14 protein-coding genes are annotated in these 17444 nt (G+C 60.5%); 4 read left to right on the top strand and 10 right to left on the bottom strand.

The annotated features are described in order from the left end of the window. Positions 1 to 77: 77 nt before the first annotated feature. From mgtA to G5306_RS11350, 3 genes are all read right to left on the bottom strand, one after another. Positions 78 to 2840 carry a magnesium-translocating P-type ATPase gene (gene mgtA, locus G5306_RS11360; RefSeq protein WP_421255733.1) on the bottom strand — a complete coding sequence of 921 codons (2763 nt, stop codon included), beginning with the start codon at positions 2838 to 2840 and terminating at the stop codon, positions 78 to 80. Positions 2841 to 4061: 1221 nt separating this feature from the next. Further along, positions 4062 to 5156 carry a porin OmpA gene (ompA, locus tag G5306_RS11355; protein WP_216952325.1) on the bottom strand — a complete coding sequence of 365 codons (1095 nt, stop codon included), beginning with the start codon at positions 5154 to 5156 and terminating at the stop codon, positions 4062 to 4064. A 126-nt stretch (positions 5157 to 5282) separates the two neighbouring features. Then, positions 5283 to 5849 carry a TetR/AcrR family transcriptional regulator gene (locus tag G5306_RS11350; protein ID WP_182963048.1) on the bottom strand — a complete coding sequence of 189 codons (567 nt, stop codon included), beginning with the start codon at positions 5847 to 5849 and terminating at the stop codon, positions 5283 to 5285. A gap of 76 nt (positions 5850 to 5925) precedes the next feature. Here G5306_RS11350 and G5306_RS11345 point away from each other — a divergent pair, with 76 nt between their 5' ends. Beyond that, positions 5926 to 6378: an HPP family protein gene (locus G5306_RS11345; protein ID WP_227342965.1), complete on the top strand. Its 453-nt coding sequence runs from the start codon at positions 5926 to 5928 to the stop codon at positions 6376 to 6378. Between the two features lie 49 nt (positions 6379 to 6427). On the opposite strand, the gene ilvA is transcribed toward G5306_RS11345, so the two are convergent. From ilvA to ilvG, 5 genes are all read right to left on the bottom strand, one after another. After that, positions 6428 to 7948 (bottom strand): threonine ammonia-lyase, biosynthetic, encoded by a 1521-nt coding sequence (gene ilvA / locus G5306_RS11340; RefSeq protein ID WP_167570662.1) that lies wholly within the window; start codon positions 7946 to 7948, stop codon positions 6428 to 6430. Positions 7949 to 7951: 3 nt separating this feature from the next. Beyond that, positions 7952 to 9793 carry a dihydroxy-acid dehydratase gene (ilvD, locus tag G5306_RS11335; protein ID WP_421312893.1) on the bottom strand — a complete coding sequence of 614 codons (1842 nt, stop codon included), beginning with the start codon at positions 9791 to 9793 and terminating at the stop codon, positions 7952 to 7954. Positions 9794 to 9938: 145 nt separating this feature from the next. Beyond that, positions 9939 to 10883 carry a branched-chain amino acid transaminase gene (locus G5306_RS11330; RefSeq protein WP_005342010.1) on the bottom strand — a complete coding sequence of 315 codons (945 nt, stop codon included), beginning with the start codon at positions 10881 to 10883 and terminating at the stop codon, positions 9939 to 9941. A 12-nt stretch (positions 10884 to 10895) separates the two neighbouring features. Further along, positions 10896 to 11174, bottom strand: a complete 279-nt coding sequence (gene ilvM, locus G5306_RS11325; RefSeq protein ID WP_005342011.1) for an acetolactate synthase 2 small subunit — start codon at positions 11172 to 11174, stop codon at positions 10896 to 10898. Further along, positions 11171 to 12817 carry an acetolactate synthase 2 catalytic subunit gene (gene ilvG, locus G5306_RS11320; RefSeq protein ID WP_245132247.1) on the bottom strand — a complete coding sequence of 549 codons (1647 nt, stop codon included), beginning with the start codon at positions 12815 to 12817 and terminating at the stop codon, positions 11171 to 11173. The genes ilvM and ilvG overlap by 4 nt, the downstream gene beginning before the upstream one ends. A 384-nt stretch (positions 12818 to 13201) precedes the next feature. Between ilvG and G5306_RS11315 the strand changes: the two genes are divergently transcribed. The 3 genes from G5306_RS11315 (at position 13202) to G5306_RS11305 (ending at position 16714) form a co-directional block, all read left to right on the top strand. After that, the gene (locus G5306_RS11315; protein ID WP_139741315.1) at positions 13202 to 14716 is read left to right on the top strand and encodes a YifB family Mg chelatase-like AAA ATPase; all 1515 of its coding nucleotides are present in this window, start codon (positions 13202 to 13204) and stop codon (positions 14714 to 14716) included. Between the two features lie 126 nt (positions 14717 to 14842). After that, positions 14843 to 15742: an acyltransferase gene (locus G5306_RS11310; RefSeq protein WP_181269816.1), complete on the top strand. Its 900-nt coding sequence runs from the start codon at positions 14843 to 14845 to the stop codon at positions 15740 to 15742. A gap of 6 nt (positions 15743 to 15748) precedes the next feature. After that, positions 15749 to 16714 carry an acyltransferase gene (locus G5306_RS11305; RefSeq protein ID WP_421312892.1) on the top strand — a complete coding sequence of 322 codons (966 nt, stop codon included), beginning with the start codon at positions 15749 to 15751 and terminating at the stop codon, positions 16712 to 16714. Here G5306_RS11305 and G5306_RS11300 read toward each other — a convergent pair. Both G5306_RS11300 and G5306_RS11295 read right to left on the bottom strand, forming a co-directional pair. Continuing rightward, positions 16639 to 17133, bottom strand: coding sequence for a DUF523 domain-containing protein (locus tag G5306_RS11300; RefSeq protein ID WP_201990897.1), 495 nt, complete (start codon positions 17131 to 17133; stop codon positions 16639 to 16641). The genes G5306_RS11305 and G5306_RS11300 overlap by 76 nt on opposite strands. Further along, a complete protein-coding gene (locus tag G5306_RS11295; RefSeq protein ID WP_120416227.1) occupies positions 17130 to 17435 on the bottom strand; it encodes a hypothetical protein in 306 nt (101 codons plus the stop codon). The genes G5306_RS11300 and G5306_RS11295 overlap by 4 nt, the downstream gene beginning before the upstream one ends. Positions 17436 to 17444 lie beyond the last annotated feature (9 nt).

Below are 17444 nucleotides of genomic sequence, written 5' to 3'. Positions count from 1 at the left end.
AGCCAGTCCGCTTGCGTGGGCTGGCTCTCTTTTTTCTGTCGCGCCGGGATCACACCGGCCCGTCAGCTAGCACGTCATCAGAACCACTGGCCGTGGCGCTTGATGTAGATGCTCTTGACGGTCTGGGTCAGCCCCATGTAGGCCAGCATGGTGATCACCAGCCACATGAAGTACTTGGGCCCATCCAGAGTGATGAAGCCGAAGTGCTCAGCCACAGGCGAGAAGGGCAGGTAACAGCCGATGGCAATGGCGATCGAGGTGGAGAGCAGCACCGGCAGGGTAGCGGTACTCTGCAGGAACGGGATCTTGCGGGTACGCAGCATATGTACCACCAGCGTCTGCGACACCAGCCCCTCGATAAACCAGCCGGAGTTCATGATGGCCTGACCGTTGACCAGCGGATCCATACTGCCGTTGGCGGTGGCATAGAGGGCGCCAGCACCGAACACGAACCACATCAGGCAGTAGGTGCTGATATCGAACACCGACGAGGTCGGGCCGAGCCAGAGCATGAAGCGCTTGATGTTGCTCGCCTCCCACTTGCGCGGCCGCTTGAGGAACTCGGGATCCATCTTGTCCCACGGCAGCAGCATCTGGGAGACGTCATACACCAGGTTCTGGATCAGCATCTGCATCGCCAGCATGGGTGCCCATGGCAGCCAGGCGGAAGCCACCAGCACCGAGAAGACGTTGCCGAAGTTGGAACTGGCGGTCATGTTGAGGTACTTGAGGATGTTGCCAAAGGTCTCGCGCCCCTTGATCACCCCCTCCTCCAGCACCATCAGACTCTTCTCCAGCAGGATGATGTCGGCGGTCTCCTTGGCGATGTCGGCACCGCTGTCCACCGAGATCCCTACGTCCGCATCCCGCAGCGCCGGCGCATCGTTGATGCCGTCACCGAGGAAACCGACGGTGTTGCCGTTGGCCTGCAGCGCCTTCACCACCCGCGACTTCTGCAGCGGGGTGAGCTTGGCGAAGATGGTGGTCTGCTTGACCACCTCGCACAACGCCACGTCATCCATTCCTTCGATATCCTTGCCGAGCAGCGGTAAGCCGGGCTCCAGCCCTACGTCACGACACACCTTGCTGGTGATGATGGGATTGTCACCGGTCAGCACCTTGACCGCCACACCATAGTCGTTCAGCGCACGGATGGCCGGTGCGGCCGAATCCTTGGGCGGATCGAAGAAGGTGAGGAAGCCGCGCACCACCAGATTGACCTCATCACTGGTACGATAGCTCTGCTTGCACTCGCCTGCCGGGATCTCGCGGGTCGCCACGATCAGTACCCGATAGCCCTCGGCATTGAACTCCTCGCTCTGGCGCAGCAGGGCAAGGCGATCGGCGTCGGTCAGATCCCGCACCTCCTGGCCATCGGCGATCTGGCTGGAGACGGCCAGCATCTCTTCCACCGCCCCCTTGGAGACCATCAGCTGCTGGCCACGCTCATCCTGTACGATCACCGACAGACGGCGGCGCACGAAGTCGAATGGCAACTCATCCACCTTGCTGTAACCAGCCGGCTTGCAGCCAGCTCCCAGCACATCGGCATGCTCGATCACCGCGATGTCCATCAGGTTCTTCATGCCGCTCTGATGATAACTGTTGAGCCAGGCCAGCTGCAGGATCCGGTCGTCCCGGTTGCCACGCACGTCGTAGTGGTGCTCGAGGATGATCTTGTCCTGGGTCAGGGTACCTGTCTTGTCGGTGCAGAGCACGTCCATGGCACCGAAGTTCTGCACCGAGTTGAGCCGTTTGACCACCACCTTGCGCTTGGCCATGGCCACCGCCCCTCGCGCCAGGTTGGCGGAGACGATCATCGGCAGCATCTCGGGGGTGAGCCCTACCGCCACCGCCAGCGCGAAGGTGAGCGCCGACATCCAGTCACCACTGCTGATACCACTGAGCATGAAGACGATGGGCACCATCACCAGCATGAAGCGGATCAGCAGCCTGGTGACGCTGTTGACGCCGCGATCGAAACTGGTCTCGATGCGCTTGTGGCTCACCACGTTGCGGGCCAGCGAACCGAAGTAGGTGTCGCTGCCGGTGGCCACCACCACAGCCTTGGCTGTACCGCTCACCACGTTGGTGCCCATGAAGCAGATGTTGGGCTGATCGAGCAACCCCACGTCCCCTGTGCTGTTGCCGTCTGCCGACTTCTCGGCCACAGCTCCCAGAGTGTCATACTTCTCTACCGGCAGTGCTTCACCGGTCAGCACCGCCTGGCTGATGAAGAGATCGCGGGATTCAATCAGCTTGATGTCGGCGGGGATCATGTCTCCCGCCTGCAAGTGCACTATGTCTCCGGCCACCAGCTCGGTCATTGCCACCTCCTTGCGCTGGGGGGTAGCGCCCGGCGAGGGACGACGCTGTACAGTGGCAGTGTTGCGCACCAGTGACTTGAGCGCCTCGGCCGCCTTGGCGGAACGGTACTCCTGCCAGAAGCGCAGCAGACCGCTCAGGCCCACCATGACACCGAGGATGATCACCTTGACCCAGTCCTCATCACCCGGCTCGGCCATCAGCACGTCCATCACGTAACTGACCAGCCCAAGCACCATCAAGACCATCACAAACGGGTTTTTGAACGCCTGCAGCAGCTGGATCAATGGATGGGGCGGCTTGTCGTGGGTCACCTCGTTGGGGCCAAACTGGACCAGACGGTTGGCCGCCTCGGTCGCGGTCAGGCCGTCGATATTGCCGCGCACGGCAGTGAGGGTGTATTCGAGGGACTTGTCGGCCTCGTCGAGCACCCGGGAGGAGAGCTTCTCATTGGCACGGCCCGGGGCGACGAACCCCTGTTGCTTGTGCCGGCTGGCAGTATGTTGTTGCTTCATAACTTTAAATCCTGATTTTCGCTTGCAGAAGGGCCCTGTCGCGGGCCAGGCCAGGCGTCAGTACTGATATCGAAAGCTGTGAACCCGACTCGTTGCCGGCACGCTCAACTGGCGCGCACGGGGCGGCTCGTCAGACAAATGTCTGCCGTCGAGCTAACCTGCATGGTTGGGTCAGATCAGGGGTCAGAACACCGCATCCCGTCCCCGCAGGGGGGATCAGGAGTGGGGAGACGTGAACCCCGAGGGTCGAGGTTTGGGCTCTTCGGTCATACGATATCCTCCGAGTGGGGTGGAGAGAGGGCCGGACGAACCATGGACAGCGATACACACTGTCGTTGGCAGGCATGGCCGCGAGTCTGCATTATCAGCGGACCAATCCGGTGATCCCGCAACTAGAGCGGCATCACCCATAAAGAAAATCAGGATTACGACAGTTTGAAATAACTGGATGCGGGCAGGAAATAGTATCAGTGATATCTGGCGGGTAAGAACATCGGAGAAAACCACGCCTATAGAAATATTACAGCGCGACCCTTGCCACCGCCGAAATATATTAATCAATCACATCATTTATTTTAATGTGCAACCTGCCATATCGAAAACGAAATAGTTTTCAATATGAGATTATCCATCTTGTTATTTTACGCTTGATCCCTTCCCGACCACGGCACGGATGCATGGTTCCGACGCTGTGACGGCCCTGACGGGCAGTACCGGGATGCATGATGAAGCGTTCAATTGCAGAGGTCGCGAGGCGCGCATGGCTCGCAGATGAGCGGAACGATCCAGATTTACAACCGTAATCCCTGATGAAGGCGGGATAAAGAGGTTGTGAGAGTCGATGCTGACTCATATAGATGCTGCACTCTATGCTTGTGATTCGAGCAATCAGAGTGAGAGAGAAGATAAAATATTCGGCCTCAGCTCTGGTAAACCCGCATCGCGATTTGCAATCGGCTACAACTGTCGCAGTCCATAATATTTACCTGTCTATTGATAACACGCAGAGATTCTAACCAAAAGAATCTTCAGGCGCAAAGTTTAATTCTATTTTTTTATCCTGTAATTTCCTGGAAATATAATAACTATTCCTATTAGGAAAAGATTCGATAACTCATGATGTTGGCAAATCAGGTCTGCACCACCATCCGATCACGCTGACCATAGAAAACGGGAGGCCTGGCCTCCCGTTCTTCTCGAATCCCATCTCTAGCCGCAGCATCACTGCGCCGGCTGGGAAACCCCCTCCAGATGGATTTCAACCCGACGATCCGGTGCCAGACAGGCAATCAGCTCCTGTTTGGAACGGCTGGCGCAGTTGTTGCCAGTAACCGGATTGGCCTTGCCACGCCCTTCGACCCGCACCTTGTCAGCATACAAGCCTTTGGCTACCAGATAGCTGGCCACGCTCTGGGCCCGCTTCTCGGAGAGGGCCAGGTTGTAGTTGTCGGAGCCGATGCGGTCGGTATAACCGACCACGGTCGCGACGCCATCCTTCGGATTGGCCGCCACAATCTGGCTGAACAGGGCATCGAGCGCCTGGCTGGCGGCAGGTTTCAGGGTCGCCTTGTTGAACTCGAACAGCACATCGGAACTAAGGCTGAAGGTCTTGGGCTCCACCACCACAGCCGGGGCAGGCTCGGCTGCCGGAGCTGGCGCCGGCACAGCAACCTCACCACCTTGCTGACCGAAACGATAGAGCATGCCGAACGAGATCAGGCCGTTATCCAGCTCGATGCCTGAGCGATCGAGAGAGGCATCTCCCAGCGGCGTAGTGTACTGGTACTCCAGACGGGCGGCCCAGTCACGATCGATGGCGTACTCGGCACCCAGCGCCCCGACAAATGCGGCGCCATGCTTTTTACCGGTCTCGCTGCTATTGGCGAAGCTGATCTCGCTATCCGTCCAGGCATAGGCACCGCCGAGCCGGCCATAAAGATCGAGCACATTCGTTGCCGGGAAGCTGATCTTCATGGTGGCCTGAATCATCTGGCTCTTGGCTTCGGTATTGAGGGTATTGGCGCCGGTGCCCGAGGTGGTGTCGTATTTGCCAAGCCAGTCATAACCCAGCTCGAACCCCAGGTTGGGGTTGAGCTGGTAACCGGCGAACAGACCCAGACCCAGATCATCCGTGTTCTCGCTGGTATTACCCAACGTCTGGGCAATCGACTCGGCATACTGGTTGTGGTCAACGCCATAGTAATTGGACCAACCGGCCTTGCCACCGACATACCAGGTATTGTCCTGAGCAGCGGCCTGCACGGCTCCGGCCGCCAGCAAACCACTGACCAATACGGCAAGCATGGATTTATTCATATTTTCGCCTCTGCAATAAGTCGTTATGGGCGCCTGAGTGCGCACTCTTCCCTGTGTGAAGCCGTCAGGCGGCCTCTCCGCTATTCAGGGTATCCCATCCGAACGCAGCCTCAAATGACCAGCATCTCAGGAGTGTGAAGCGGCCTGCATTATCGCGCCATCGTCGGCCAAAATGGTCTTTGCCAGCATTCTGGCCTGCTCCAACGCCAGTGGCTGCTGATAGCTGTGAGCCATCACGATCGCCCCCTCCAGCAACAGGCAAAGCTCGGTGGCCTGTGCCAGAGAACAGTTGAGCTGGTTTATCACCCAGCCCAATAACGCCTGCTTGTGGGCCATCACCAGCTTGCGCACCGGATGGCGTGGGTCGGCAAACTCGGCGCTGGCGTTGATAAAGTTGCAGCCATAGAAATCAGAGCGGCCAAACCACGCCGCGAAACCATCGAACAGCGCCTGGAGGCGAGCTTCACGTCCGCTCACACCGGCCAGCCGCTGGTCAAGCAAGGCGAAGAACTCCCGGTCACGAGCGAGCAGCACCTCCTCAATCAAGGCATCCTTGGTCGGGAAGTGGCGATAGAGGGTGCGCTTGGTACTCCCCGCCTCGGCCCAGATGCGATCTATGCCGGTGGCATGAAAGCCATGACGGTTGAACAGACGGTAGGCCGTCGCCACCAGTTGTTGACGCTTCTCACTCATGATTTGCCTCTTGAAGTACACCGATCTGTCTACCTAATGTGCCTAATCAGTTCTGGCAAACCAAGAGGAAAGCATGATGACAAAATGGTATGGCCCGTTATGGGCAGGTGTGGGCGCCGCACTCACCATCGGCATATTGGGATGGCTCAATCTGAGCTGGCATGTCGCGCTAGTCATGGCACCTTTCGGGGCCAGCTGTGTGTTGTTGTTTTCCCTGCCAGATAGTCCGCTGGCGCGCCCCAAAAACGTGCTGGGTGGACACCTGCTGACGGCCTGCGTCGGACTGGTCATCGGCCTGCTTCCCCTCCCTGCTGAAATGCAGATGGCTCTGGCAACCGGGCTGGCCATCGCCCTGATGCAGGGACTGAATATTCTTCACCCTCCGGCGGGCGCCAATCCCTTGCTGATCCTGATGACAGGACAAGAGCCAGCCTTCCTGTGGCAAACGGTGCTGCCCGGCACCCTGCTGCTGATGGCACTGGCCCATGGATTTCAATGGCTCAGACAGAAGTTCCCAATTGCAGCCTAAAAACAGAGGGAGGACAACGCCTCCCTCCTGCTTCATCGCGATCCCGCCATCAACTAGCCAGGAATAGCCGGTAGGCGGGGTCGTCGCTCACCTCTTTCCAGCCGTAGCCAATCTCGCGCAGGTAGTCGTGGAAGGCTGCCACGTCTTCATCCGGCAGCTCGAAGGCGCAGAGCACGCGGCCGTAGTCGGCACCGTGGTTACGGTAGTGGAACAGGCTGATGTTCCAGCGACAACCCAGTGTCTCGAGGAAGCGCATCAGGGCGCCAGGCTGCTCCGGAAACTTGAAGCTGTAGAGACGCTCACCAAGGGGCCGGGCCGGGCGGCCGCCAATCATGTAGCGCACATGATTCTTGGCCAGCTCGCTCTCGGTCATGTTGACCACTGGATAGCCGTTGCCACCGAGCTGATCGATGATCTGGCCGAGCTCTTCGTCACCGCCGGTGAGGCGCACCGAAACGAACAGCGACGCCTGTTCGGCATCGGCGTAGCGATAGTTGAACTCGGTCACCATGCGGGGGCCAAGCTGACGACAGAAGTCGAGGAAGGCCCCCTTGCGCTCGGGGATGGTCACCGCCAGCATGCCCTCGCGCTTCTCGCCGATCTCGCAGCGCTCCGACACGTAGCGAAGGCTGTGGAAGTTAACGTTGGCGCCGGAGAGAATGGCCGCCATCCGCCCCCCTTTGACCTGCTCCCGCTCGCTGTAGGCCTTGAGGCCCGCCAGCGAGAGGGCGCCCGACGGCTCGGCGATGGCGCGGCAGTCGTCGAAGATGTCTTTCAGTGCGGCGCAGATCTGGTCGTTGGAGACGGTCACCACCTCGTCCAGATACTGGTTGCACAGGCGGAAGGTCTCCTCGCCGATGCGCTTGACCGCCACCCCGTCCGCAAACAGCGAGACCCGCTCCAGATTGACCGGCTCGCCGGCCGCCAGCGCGGCCTTGAGACAGGCAGACCCTTCAGCCTCCACCCCGATCACCTTCACATCCGGCAGCAGTTGCTTGATATAGACCGCCACCCCGGCGGCCAACCCACCGCCGCCCACCGGCACAAAGACGTGAGTGAGGTGGGTATCCTGCTCCAGCAACTCCTTGCCGATGGTGCCCTGCCCGGCGATCACCTCGACGTCGTCAAACGGCGGGATCAGGGTGTAACCCTCCAGCTCGGAGAGGCGGCGGCTCTCGCCGTAGGCCTCGTCGAAACTGTTGCCAAACAGCATGACGTTGCCGCCCTGCCGGCGCACCGCGTCGATCTTGATATCCGGCGTGGTCTTGGGCATCACGATGATCGCCTTGATGCCGAGCTTGGCGGCCGACAGGGCGACCCCCTGTGCGTGGTTGCCAGCAGAGGCGGCGATAACGCCGCGCGCCTTCTGCTCCTCGGTCAGGGTGGCGATCTTGTGATAGGCGCCGCGCAGCTTGAAGGAGTGGACCGGTTGCAGATCCTCCCGCTTCAGGCTGACATGGTTGCCGAGCCGCTCGGAAAGTTTCTTCAGGGTTTGCAGGGGGGTCACCCGCGCCGCCTCATAGACGGGGGAGAGCAACACCTTGCGTAGATAATCCGCCGCAGAGACCATGATTTATTCCCCCAGCATCGAGCGATCGCGAACCGCGCCCTTGTCGGCACTGGTGGCGAACATGGCGTAGGCGCGCAGGGCAAAGGAGACCTGACGCTGACGATCGAGCGGCTTCCAGCCACGGGCTTCCACGGCGACGCGGCGGGCGGCCAGCACGCTGTCGGCCACCTCCAGCACCATGCTGCGGGCCGGGATATTGATGCTGATGATGTCGCCATCCTCCACCAGACCTATGGTGCCGCCAGAGGCTGCTTCCGGCGAGACGTGGCCGATGGAGAGGCCCGAGGTACCGCCGGAGAAGCGGCCGTCGGTGATCAGGGCGCACGCCTTGCCGAGCCCCATGGACTTGAGATAAGTGGTGGGGTAGAGCATCTCCTGCATGCCCGGACCCCCTTTCGGCCCTTCGTAGCGGATCACCACTACCTCGCCTGCTTTCACGGTACCATCGAGGATGCCGCTCACCGCGCTCTCCTGACTCTCGAATACCCGGGCCGGGCCACGGAAGGTGAGGTTCTCCTCATCCACCCCGGCAGTCTTGACGATGGCGCCGTTGACCGCGAGGTTGCCGGAAAGCACGGCGAGGCCGCCCTCCTGGCTGTAAGCGTTGTCCAGCGAGCGGATGCAGCCTTCGGCGCGGTCCAGATCCAGCTCCGGCCAGCGGCAATCCTGACTGAACGCCTTGGTGGTGCGGATCCCGGCCGGCCCGGCGCGGTAGAAGTCCACCACCTCCTGACTCGGCTGGCGGCTGACGTCATATTCATTGAGCTGTTCGACGAGGGAGCAACCCAGCACGGTACGGGTATCCCCATGCACCAGGCCCGCTTTTTCCAGCTGACCCAGAATGGCGACCACGCCACCGGCACGGTGCACATCTTCCATATGATATTTCTGGGTGGAGGGCGCCACCTTGCAGAGCTGAGGCACTTTGCGGGACATGCGGTCGATATCGGCCATGGTGAAGTCCACCCCGGCCTCCTGCGCCGCTGCCAGCAGGTGCAGCACGGTATTGGTGGATCCGCCCATGGCGATATCGAGCGCCATGGCGTTCTCGAACGCCGCCTTGGTGGCGATATTGCGCGGCAGGGCGCTCTCGTCATCCTGTTCATACCAGCGCTTGGCCAGCGTCACGATGCGCTGACCCGCCAGCTTGAACAGCTGCTCGCGGTCGCTATGGGTCGCCAGCATGGAGCCATTACCCGGCTGGGAGAGACCGAGCGCCTCGGTCAGACAGTTCATGGAGTTGGCGGTAAACATGCCGGAGCAGGAGCCGCAGGTGGGGCAGGCACTGCGCTCCACCTGTTCGCTCTGGGCGTCCGATACCTTGGGATCGGCGCCCTGGATCATGGCGTCCACCAGATCCAGTTTGATGATCTGGTCGGAGAGCTTGGTCTTGCCCGCTTCCATCGGGCCGCCGGAGACGAAGATCACCGGGATATTGATGCGCAGGGCGGCCATCAGCATCCCCGGGGTGATCTTGTCGCAGTTGGAGATACAGACCATGGCGTCGGCGCAGTGGGCGTTGACCATATACTCCACCGAATCAGCAATCAGCTCGCGGGAGGGCAGGGAGTAGAGCATGCCGCCGTGGCCCATGGCGATACCGTCATCTACTGCTATGGTGTTGAACTCCTTGGCAACGCCGCCTGCGGCCTCGATCTCGCGCGCCACCAGCTGGCCCAGCTCCTTGAGGTGGACGTGGCCCGGCACGAACTGGGTGAAGGAGTTGACCACGGCGATGATGGGCTTGCCGAAATCCTGATCGGTCATTCCGGTGGCACGCCACAGGGCGCGGGCCCCGGCCATGTTACGTCCGTGGGTGGTGGTGGCGGATCTCAACTTCGGCATGTCTCTACTCCCTGAATGCCCAGCGGGCTCATTATCTTTGAAAATGAAAAAGTGACTCTCGGATCGGGAATCGATCCTGGTGAGGGCACCGCGCAGAGCCCTCACCGGAAGCGACTCGGGGAGGCACAGCGCCTCCCCTCTCTCATCAGTCGTTGACGGGCGTCAGCCAACCCCACTTGTCCTCGGTCTGGCCGTTGAACAGACCGAAGAAGGCATTCTGCAGTTGCTCTGTCACCGGGCCACGGCTGCCAGCGCCCACCTTCATCCGATCGACGGAGCGCACCGGGGTCACCTCGGCAGCGGTGCCGGTCATAAAGATCTCGTCCGCCACATAGAGCGCCTCGCGGGGCAGCGCCTGCTCGCGCACCTCGTAACCGAGATCGCGGGCCAGCGTCATGATGGTGTCGCGGGTGATCCCGGGCAGGATGGCGGCGGTAGCGGGCGGGGTAAACAGCACGCCGTTCTTCACCAGAAACAGGTTCTCCCCCGCCCCTTCGCTCAGGTAGCCGTTCACATCCAGCGCCAACCCCTCGGCGAAGCCGTTGCGCTTGGCCTCGCGGCTGATCAGCTGGGAGGACAAATAGTTACCGCCCGCCTTGGCGCCGGTGGGAATGGTGTTGGGAGCGAGCCGGTTCCATGAGGTGACGCAGACATCCACCCCGTTTTTCAGCCCCTCTTCCCCCAGATAGGCGCCCCACGGCAGGGCGGCCACCATCAGGTCGGCCTTGGCATCCAGCGGCGGATGCAGCCCCAGCCCCACGTTGCCGACAAAGGCCAGCGGGCGCAGGTAGCCGCTCTTCAGGCCGTTCTCGCGCACCACGGTGCGGCAGGCTTCATTCACTTCGGACTCGCTGTAGGGGACGTCCATCCAGTAGATCTTGGCGGAGTCGAACAGGCGGCGGGTGTGCTCCTGCAGACGGAAAATGCAGGTGCCTTTGGGGGTATCGTAGGCACGCACCCCTTCGAACACCGAGGAGCCGTAGTGCAGGGCGTGGCTCATCACGTGCACCTGGGCATCCTGCCAGGGCACCAGTTTGCCGTTGAACCAGATGTATTGCGGGTGAGTGGCGGATTGGGAAGGCTGTGACATTGGCTTGGCTCCTTAAGCTCTGATCCGGGGTTGCTGTTCCAGTGCATCGACCCGGGAGACGTCCACCAGCTTAACCAGCTGGCTCCACAACTGCTGGATGGGACGCACCGACTCGACAGTAACCGTGATCCGCAGCTGTTGGCAATCCTGCTCCATATTCAAGGCGCATAGATTGAAGCCGCGGTGACGCACCACCCGCAGCACCCGCTCCATCACTTCCGGTCTGGGCTGGGCGTGGATATGCAGGGTGTGCTGTGCAAAGGCTGGCTGGGCAAGGGTGTGCGGGTTCATGGGCGTTGCTCCATCATCTGGTGGTTGGCGACTCCCGGTGGAACCAGGGGCCAGACGTTTTCTTCCTCTGAAATGGCCACATGCAGCAGATAGGCGCTCTCGCTCGCCAGCAGGCGATCCAGTGCCGGACCTATCTCTTCCTTGCATGTGATGGTCTCGCCGGGAATGCCGAAGGCGGCAGCCAGGGCGACGAAATCGGGGTTGTCGGACAGATTGGTCTCGCTGTAGCGACCGTCGAAGAACAGCTCCTGCCATTGGCGCACCATGCCGAGGCGCTGGTTATCCAGCAGCACCATCTTCACCTTGAGCTGAGCGCGGCGGATGGTGCCGAGCTCCTGCACGTTCATCATGAAAGAGCCGTCACCGCTTACCAGCACCACTTCATCCTCCGGGCGCGACATCTTGGCGCCGATGGCGGCGGGCAGACCGAACCCCATGGTGCCGAGACCGGCGCTGGAGAGGTGGTTGCGCGGGCTGGTGAAGCGCATGTGCTGGGCCACCCACATCTGGTGCTGACCCACGTCGCAGGCGACCACGCTGCTCTCCGGCAACTTGGCAGATAGCTGTTTGAGCAGAGCTGGGGCATAGATGGCCTGACCCGGGTGGTCGTAGCGAAATGCATATTCGCGGGCCATGGCGGCGCAGTGTTCACGCCAGGGGGCGATGTCGAGAGTCATGGCGAGGCGCGGCAGCACCAGCTTGAGATCCGTGGTGATGCCCACCTCAGCGGCACGGCGCTTGCCGAACTCGGCGGCATCCACATCGAGATGGATCACCTTCGCCTCGGGGGCAAACTCCTCCAGCTTGCCGGTCACCCGATCATCGAAACGGGCGCCCACCACCAGCAGCAGATCGCACTGCTGCACCGCATAGTTGGCCGACTTGGTGCCGTGCATGCCGAGCATGCCCAGATAAACGGTACTGTCGGGGTCGAGCGCGCCGATCCCCTTGAGGGTGGTGACCGCTGGCATGCCGGTGGCGGCGGCAAAGTCACGCAACTGCTGCTCGGCATTGGCCATGCCCACTCCGCCACCGACGTAAAGCACCGGACGCTCGGCGGCAGCCAGCAGGGTGCGGGCTGCGGTCAGCTCCGAGGGGTTGAGCACCTCCGGCTCCTCCACCGCAAACAGAGGGCTCTGGGGCGGCACGGCGGCCAGTTGCACATCCTTGGGGAGATCGATCAGCACAGGACCGGGGCGCCCTTCGGTGGCGATGGCGAAAGCTTCTGCCAGCACTCGCCCCAGATCGGCGGCATCAGTCACCATAAAGGAGTGCTTGGTACAGGAGAGGGACATGCCGAGCACGTCGACCTCCTGAAACGCATCGGTACCGATGGCGGAACAGGGCACCTGACCGCTGATGGCCACCAGCGGCACCGAATCGAGCAGCGCCTCCGCAAGACCGGTTACCAGATTGGTAGCGCCGGGGCCGGAAGTAGCGATGCAGACCCCCACCTGACCGGAGGCGCGGGCATAACCCACCGCCGCCATGGCGGCACCCTGCTCGTGGCGACAAAGCTGATGGGCCAGACCACCGTCATACAGGGCATCGTAGACCGGCATGATGGCCCCGCCCGGGTAACCAAACACCTGGGTCACACCCTGTTTCTTGAGAGCCTGTACCAAAAACTGCGCGCCGTTCATGTGGAAAATCCTGTCCTTTGGTCGAAAAAAAACCCCCGGGCTGTGAGGCTCGGGGGTCGCTTGTTTCGTTCTGTCCGGTGGTGGGTCTATCCCTTGTTCCGTGCAGCTAAACGAGCCCCGAGCGGTGAGATAATAATCACCACTAGGACCACAATAATGCTGACGAAACGGGAGGCCATGTTCATAGTTACAACCGGAAATCCTGTGAAATTGGGGCGGTTTCTACCGCGAATGGCTATTAGAACTAGCACGGTGATTTTTATTGGGCAAGCCTTTTTTCTGTGACAACCCACTGATTTTGGCTATTCCTCAGCCGGAACTATGGAATAAAAAACCAACAACAAGCAGTTAGTCAGAACATATATCAACTCAAGGACGGGATTTATGTCATTAGCTGTGGTTTATAGCCGTGCCAGCCTCGGGATCGCGGCCCCGCAAGTTACAGTGGAAGTTCACCTCTCCAACGGCCTGCCCGCCTTCAACATGGTCGGCCTGCCGGAAACCTCGGTGAAAGAGTCGCGGGATCGGGTGCGCAGCGCCCTGCTCAACGGCAATTTCGAGTTCCCGAGCAAACACATCACAGTCAATCTGGCCCCCGCCGATCTCCCCAAGGAGGGGGGCCGTTTCGATCTGGCCATCGCCATCGGCATTCTCGCCGCTTCCAAGCAGATACCCGCAAAATACCTGCTCGATCACGAATTTTTGGGGGAGTTGGCCCTGACCGGAGAGATCCGCCCCGTACTCGGGGTACTGCCTGCCGTACTCGCCTGCCGGGATGCGGGACGCACCCTGCTGGTGCCGCGGGAGAACGGCCCGGAAGCCTCCCTCATTCAGGATGCCGAGGTGCGCACCGCCCACCAGCTGCTGGCAGTCACCGCCTGGCTGGCAGGACAATACGAACTGCCACTGCCGAATCCCCAAAGCGCGGAGAGCCTGCCCGATGTGCCAGACCTGCAGGATGTGATTGGCCAGTCACAGGCCAAGCGGGCGCTGGAGATCGCCGCTGCCGGCAGCCACAACCTGCTGTTCATCGGCCCACCCGGCACCGGCAAGAGCATGCTGGCGAGCCGATTGCCCGGCATTCTGCCGCCGCTCAGCGAGCAGGAGGCGCAGCAGACCGCCGCCATCCACTCCATCGGCGGCCTCACTCCGCGCGCCGGTCACTGGCACCACAGACCCTATCGCACGCCCCACCACAGTGCCTCCGCAGTAGCGCTGGTGGGCGGCGGCAGCCACCCAAGGCCCGGCGAAATATCGTTGGCCCACAACGGGGTGCTGTTTCTGGATGAATTGCCCGAGTTCGAGCGCAAGGTGCTCGACTCCCTGCGCGAGCCGCTGGAGACGGGCCACATCACCATCAGCCGGGCCGCCCGTCAGGTGGATTTTCCCGCTCGCTTCCAGCTGGTCGGCGCCATGAACCCCAGCCCCTGCGGCCACTATGGTGACGGCCAGACCCGCTCCAGCCCGGATCAGATCTTGCGCTACCTCGGCAAGCTCTCCGGCCCCTTTCTCGACCGCTTTGACCTGACGGTGGAGGTGCCGCTGCTGCCCAAGGGGAGCCTGACCGGCAAGGCGGAGCGGGGGGAGTCTAGTCAGCAGATCCGCGATCGGGTACTGGCGGCGCGAGAGCGCATGCTGAGCCGTAACGGCAAGCTCAACAACCTGCTGGATAGCCGTGAAATAGAGGATATTTGCCGCTTATCACCGCAAGATGCCGAATTTTTGGAGAACGCCATCCAGAAGCTGGGGCTCAGCATCCGGGCCTGGCATCGCATCCTGCGGGTGTCACGCACCATCGCCGATCTGGCCGGGCAACCCGCCATCGGCAAGGAGCATCTTATCGAGGCGCTCGGTTATCGCGCCATGGACCGGCTGCTGTCGCGACTGCGCAGCAGCTGACAGAAGGGAAAGGGTGAGTCCAACTCCGTAAAGGCTCTGAATGGTCTCGCAGGCAATCGGCTGATATTATGGCCACAGATCTGACCACTTGATGGCCCTTTATCGACAGCAAGACGGACCCGACTCATGCCCAACAAGCTGACAGAGCGACTGCGCGGCAGCCTCTCCACCCTGCTCTATTTTTTCAACACCCTCTTCTGGTTTGTCCCCATCTTCTCGCTGGGTCTGCTCAAACTTCTGCTCCCCCTCAAGGGGTGGCGCACCCTCTGCAACTGGCTGCTCGATGGCTGTGCCAGCTGCTGGATCGGTTTCAACAATCTGATCCAGAAAACCATCATCAAAACCCCTTTCGAGGTGGTCGGAGTGGACAAAGGGCGCCGGAATGAGTGGTATATGGTGATTGCCAACCATCAATCCTGGGTCGACATACTGGTACTGCAGCGGGTTTTTAACCAAAAAATCCCCTTCCTGAAGTTTTTCCTCAAGAAAGAGCTTATTTGGGTACCTTTTCTCGGCCTGGCATGGTGGGCGCTCGACTTCCCCTTCATGCGGCGATATTCCAGGAAATTTCTGGAAAAGCATCCCCATCTGAAGGGAAAAGACATAGAAACAACCCGTAAAGCCTGTGCCAGGTTCCGCCACATTCCGGTGAGTGTGATGAACTTCGTCGAAGGCACCCGTTTCACCAAGGGCAAACATCAGAAGCAGGGTTCGCCCTATCGTCACCTGCTCCACCCGAGAGCAGGCGGCATCGCCTTTACCCTGGCAGCCATGGGTGACCAGTTGCATCAACTGGTGGATGTCACCATCGCCTATCCGGACGGCATCCCCAGCTACTGGGACTTCATGTGTGGCCGGGTCGGGCAAATCAAGGTTCAGGTCCGCTATTTGCCGATCGACCGCAAGCTGGTGGGGGATTACTTCAATGACCCCGAGTTCCAACAAGAGTTTCAACAGTGGTTGAACGGGATCTGGCACGAAAAGGACCAGACCCTGAGCCAACTGCTGGCAACCAAGGCGCAGTAAACATTCATGCTATCCCTGCTTCCCGGCCCGCTGGTGCTGATCATCAGCGCGGGCCTGACCATCCTTTTCACCGCCTTGTGCGCCAGTCTGATCCTGCTGGTGTCGCTGGCCAAACTGTTGCTGCCGATCCCGGCCTTTGGCCGTGCCTGCAGCCGGCTCAACAACCGCTTCATGAGACTGTGGCTGGCCTGCAATGCGCTGGTGATCCGCCTCACCACCCGTATTGACTGGCAGGTGGAGGACAATACCAAGCTGCGCAAGGATGGCTGGTATCTCATCATCAGCAACCATATGAGCTGGACCGATATCGTGGTGCTCGGCCACCTGTTCCGGGATAGGCTGCCGGTGCCCAAGTTCTTTATGAAGCACGAGCTCATCTACATCCCGCTGCTGGGGCTCGCCTGCTGGGGGCTCGATATGCCCTTTATGCGTCGCTACTCACGGGAGTTTTTGCTGAAGAACCCGCACCTGCGCGGCAAGGATATCGAGACCACCCGCAACGCCTGCGAGAAGTTTCGCCACATCCCCACTACCGTCATCAACTTCGTGGAAGGAACCCGCTTCACCGAGCAGAAACGGGACGCATCACGCTCCCGCTACCGCCATCTGATGCCGCCCAAGGCGGCGGGGCTGGCCTTTACGTTGGCCGCCATGGGCGAGCAGTTCGACAGCCTGATCAACGTCACCATCCGCTATCCGGAAAACGCCGAGACCCCGTTCAAGGACTTCCTGATGGGACGGGTAAAACGCATTCAGGTGCGGATTGAGGAGCTGCCGGTGAATGAACAACTGATAGGAGATTACTTCAACGACAAGCAGTTCAAACGCGGTTTTCAGGAGTGGCTAAACCAGCGCTGGCAGGAGAAAGACGAGGTGCTGGAGGGGTGGCAGAGCGGTCAGTCACCGCTGCCAGTTGCCGCCAAATCCGGGAATGAATCCAAAGAGAGCGCAGAAGCCAACTCGGCCAACTGATCTTCGGAAAAGACAGCAATCCCGTGGCGGCGCAGCAGGGCGGTGGTCTTGCCCTCGCCCGCCACAGAAACACCTTCGAAGCGGCCGTTATAGATACGGCCGCTGCCACACGAGGGGCTCCCCTCTTTCAGCAGGGCGAAGCGAATGCCCTGCGTCTGACAGATTTCCAGCGCCAGCTCGGCGCCGCGATCAAACTCGTCAGTCACATCCAGTCCGCTCGCCGTCACTACGCGCTCGCCCTGCCGCTCGGCAGGAAGGCGCGGGGTCGGCAGACCGCCCGCCACTTCGGGGCAGAAGGCCAGCGCCCGTCCTTCGGCTCCCAGCGCACTCAGCCAGTCGCTGACGATTCCCTTGCTCTGACCGTCGTAACGCACCGGCTGACCCAGCAAGCAGGCGCTAACTAAAACCTTCCCTCTCATACTTCTGCTCTATGAATTTTATTGAACCCAACCCATCCGGAATTTTTTGCTGTTTCAATAATGAAATCCATGTCTATCAAATCACCATCGGACAATAATTCTTCACTCATTTCTACAGAACAATAAAAGCACTGTTCATTGTCTGCCCACCCAACAGTCGCTAGTGTGTAGACTTGCATATCTTCATGCAAACGGAGCCCAACAAATGGAACGAAGGGCAAGCTAAGCTCTTTGGCGCCAGCACAAAAACAGGTTTTATCCACATCTCGCACAATTAGCGAAAGTTTCACTTTGTAATTCATAGCAACAAC

Source organism: Aeromonas sp. 603404, assembly GCF_049171775.1.
In the GTDB taxonomy this organism is placed as follows: domain Bacteria; phylum Pseudomonadota; class Gammaproteobacteria; order Enterobacterales; family Aeromonadaceae; genus Aeromonas; species Aeromonas veronii_A.
Note: the sequence above shows the minus strand (reverse complement) of the source record. Positions and strands in the feature narration are given on the sequence as shown.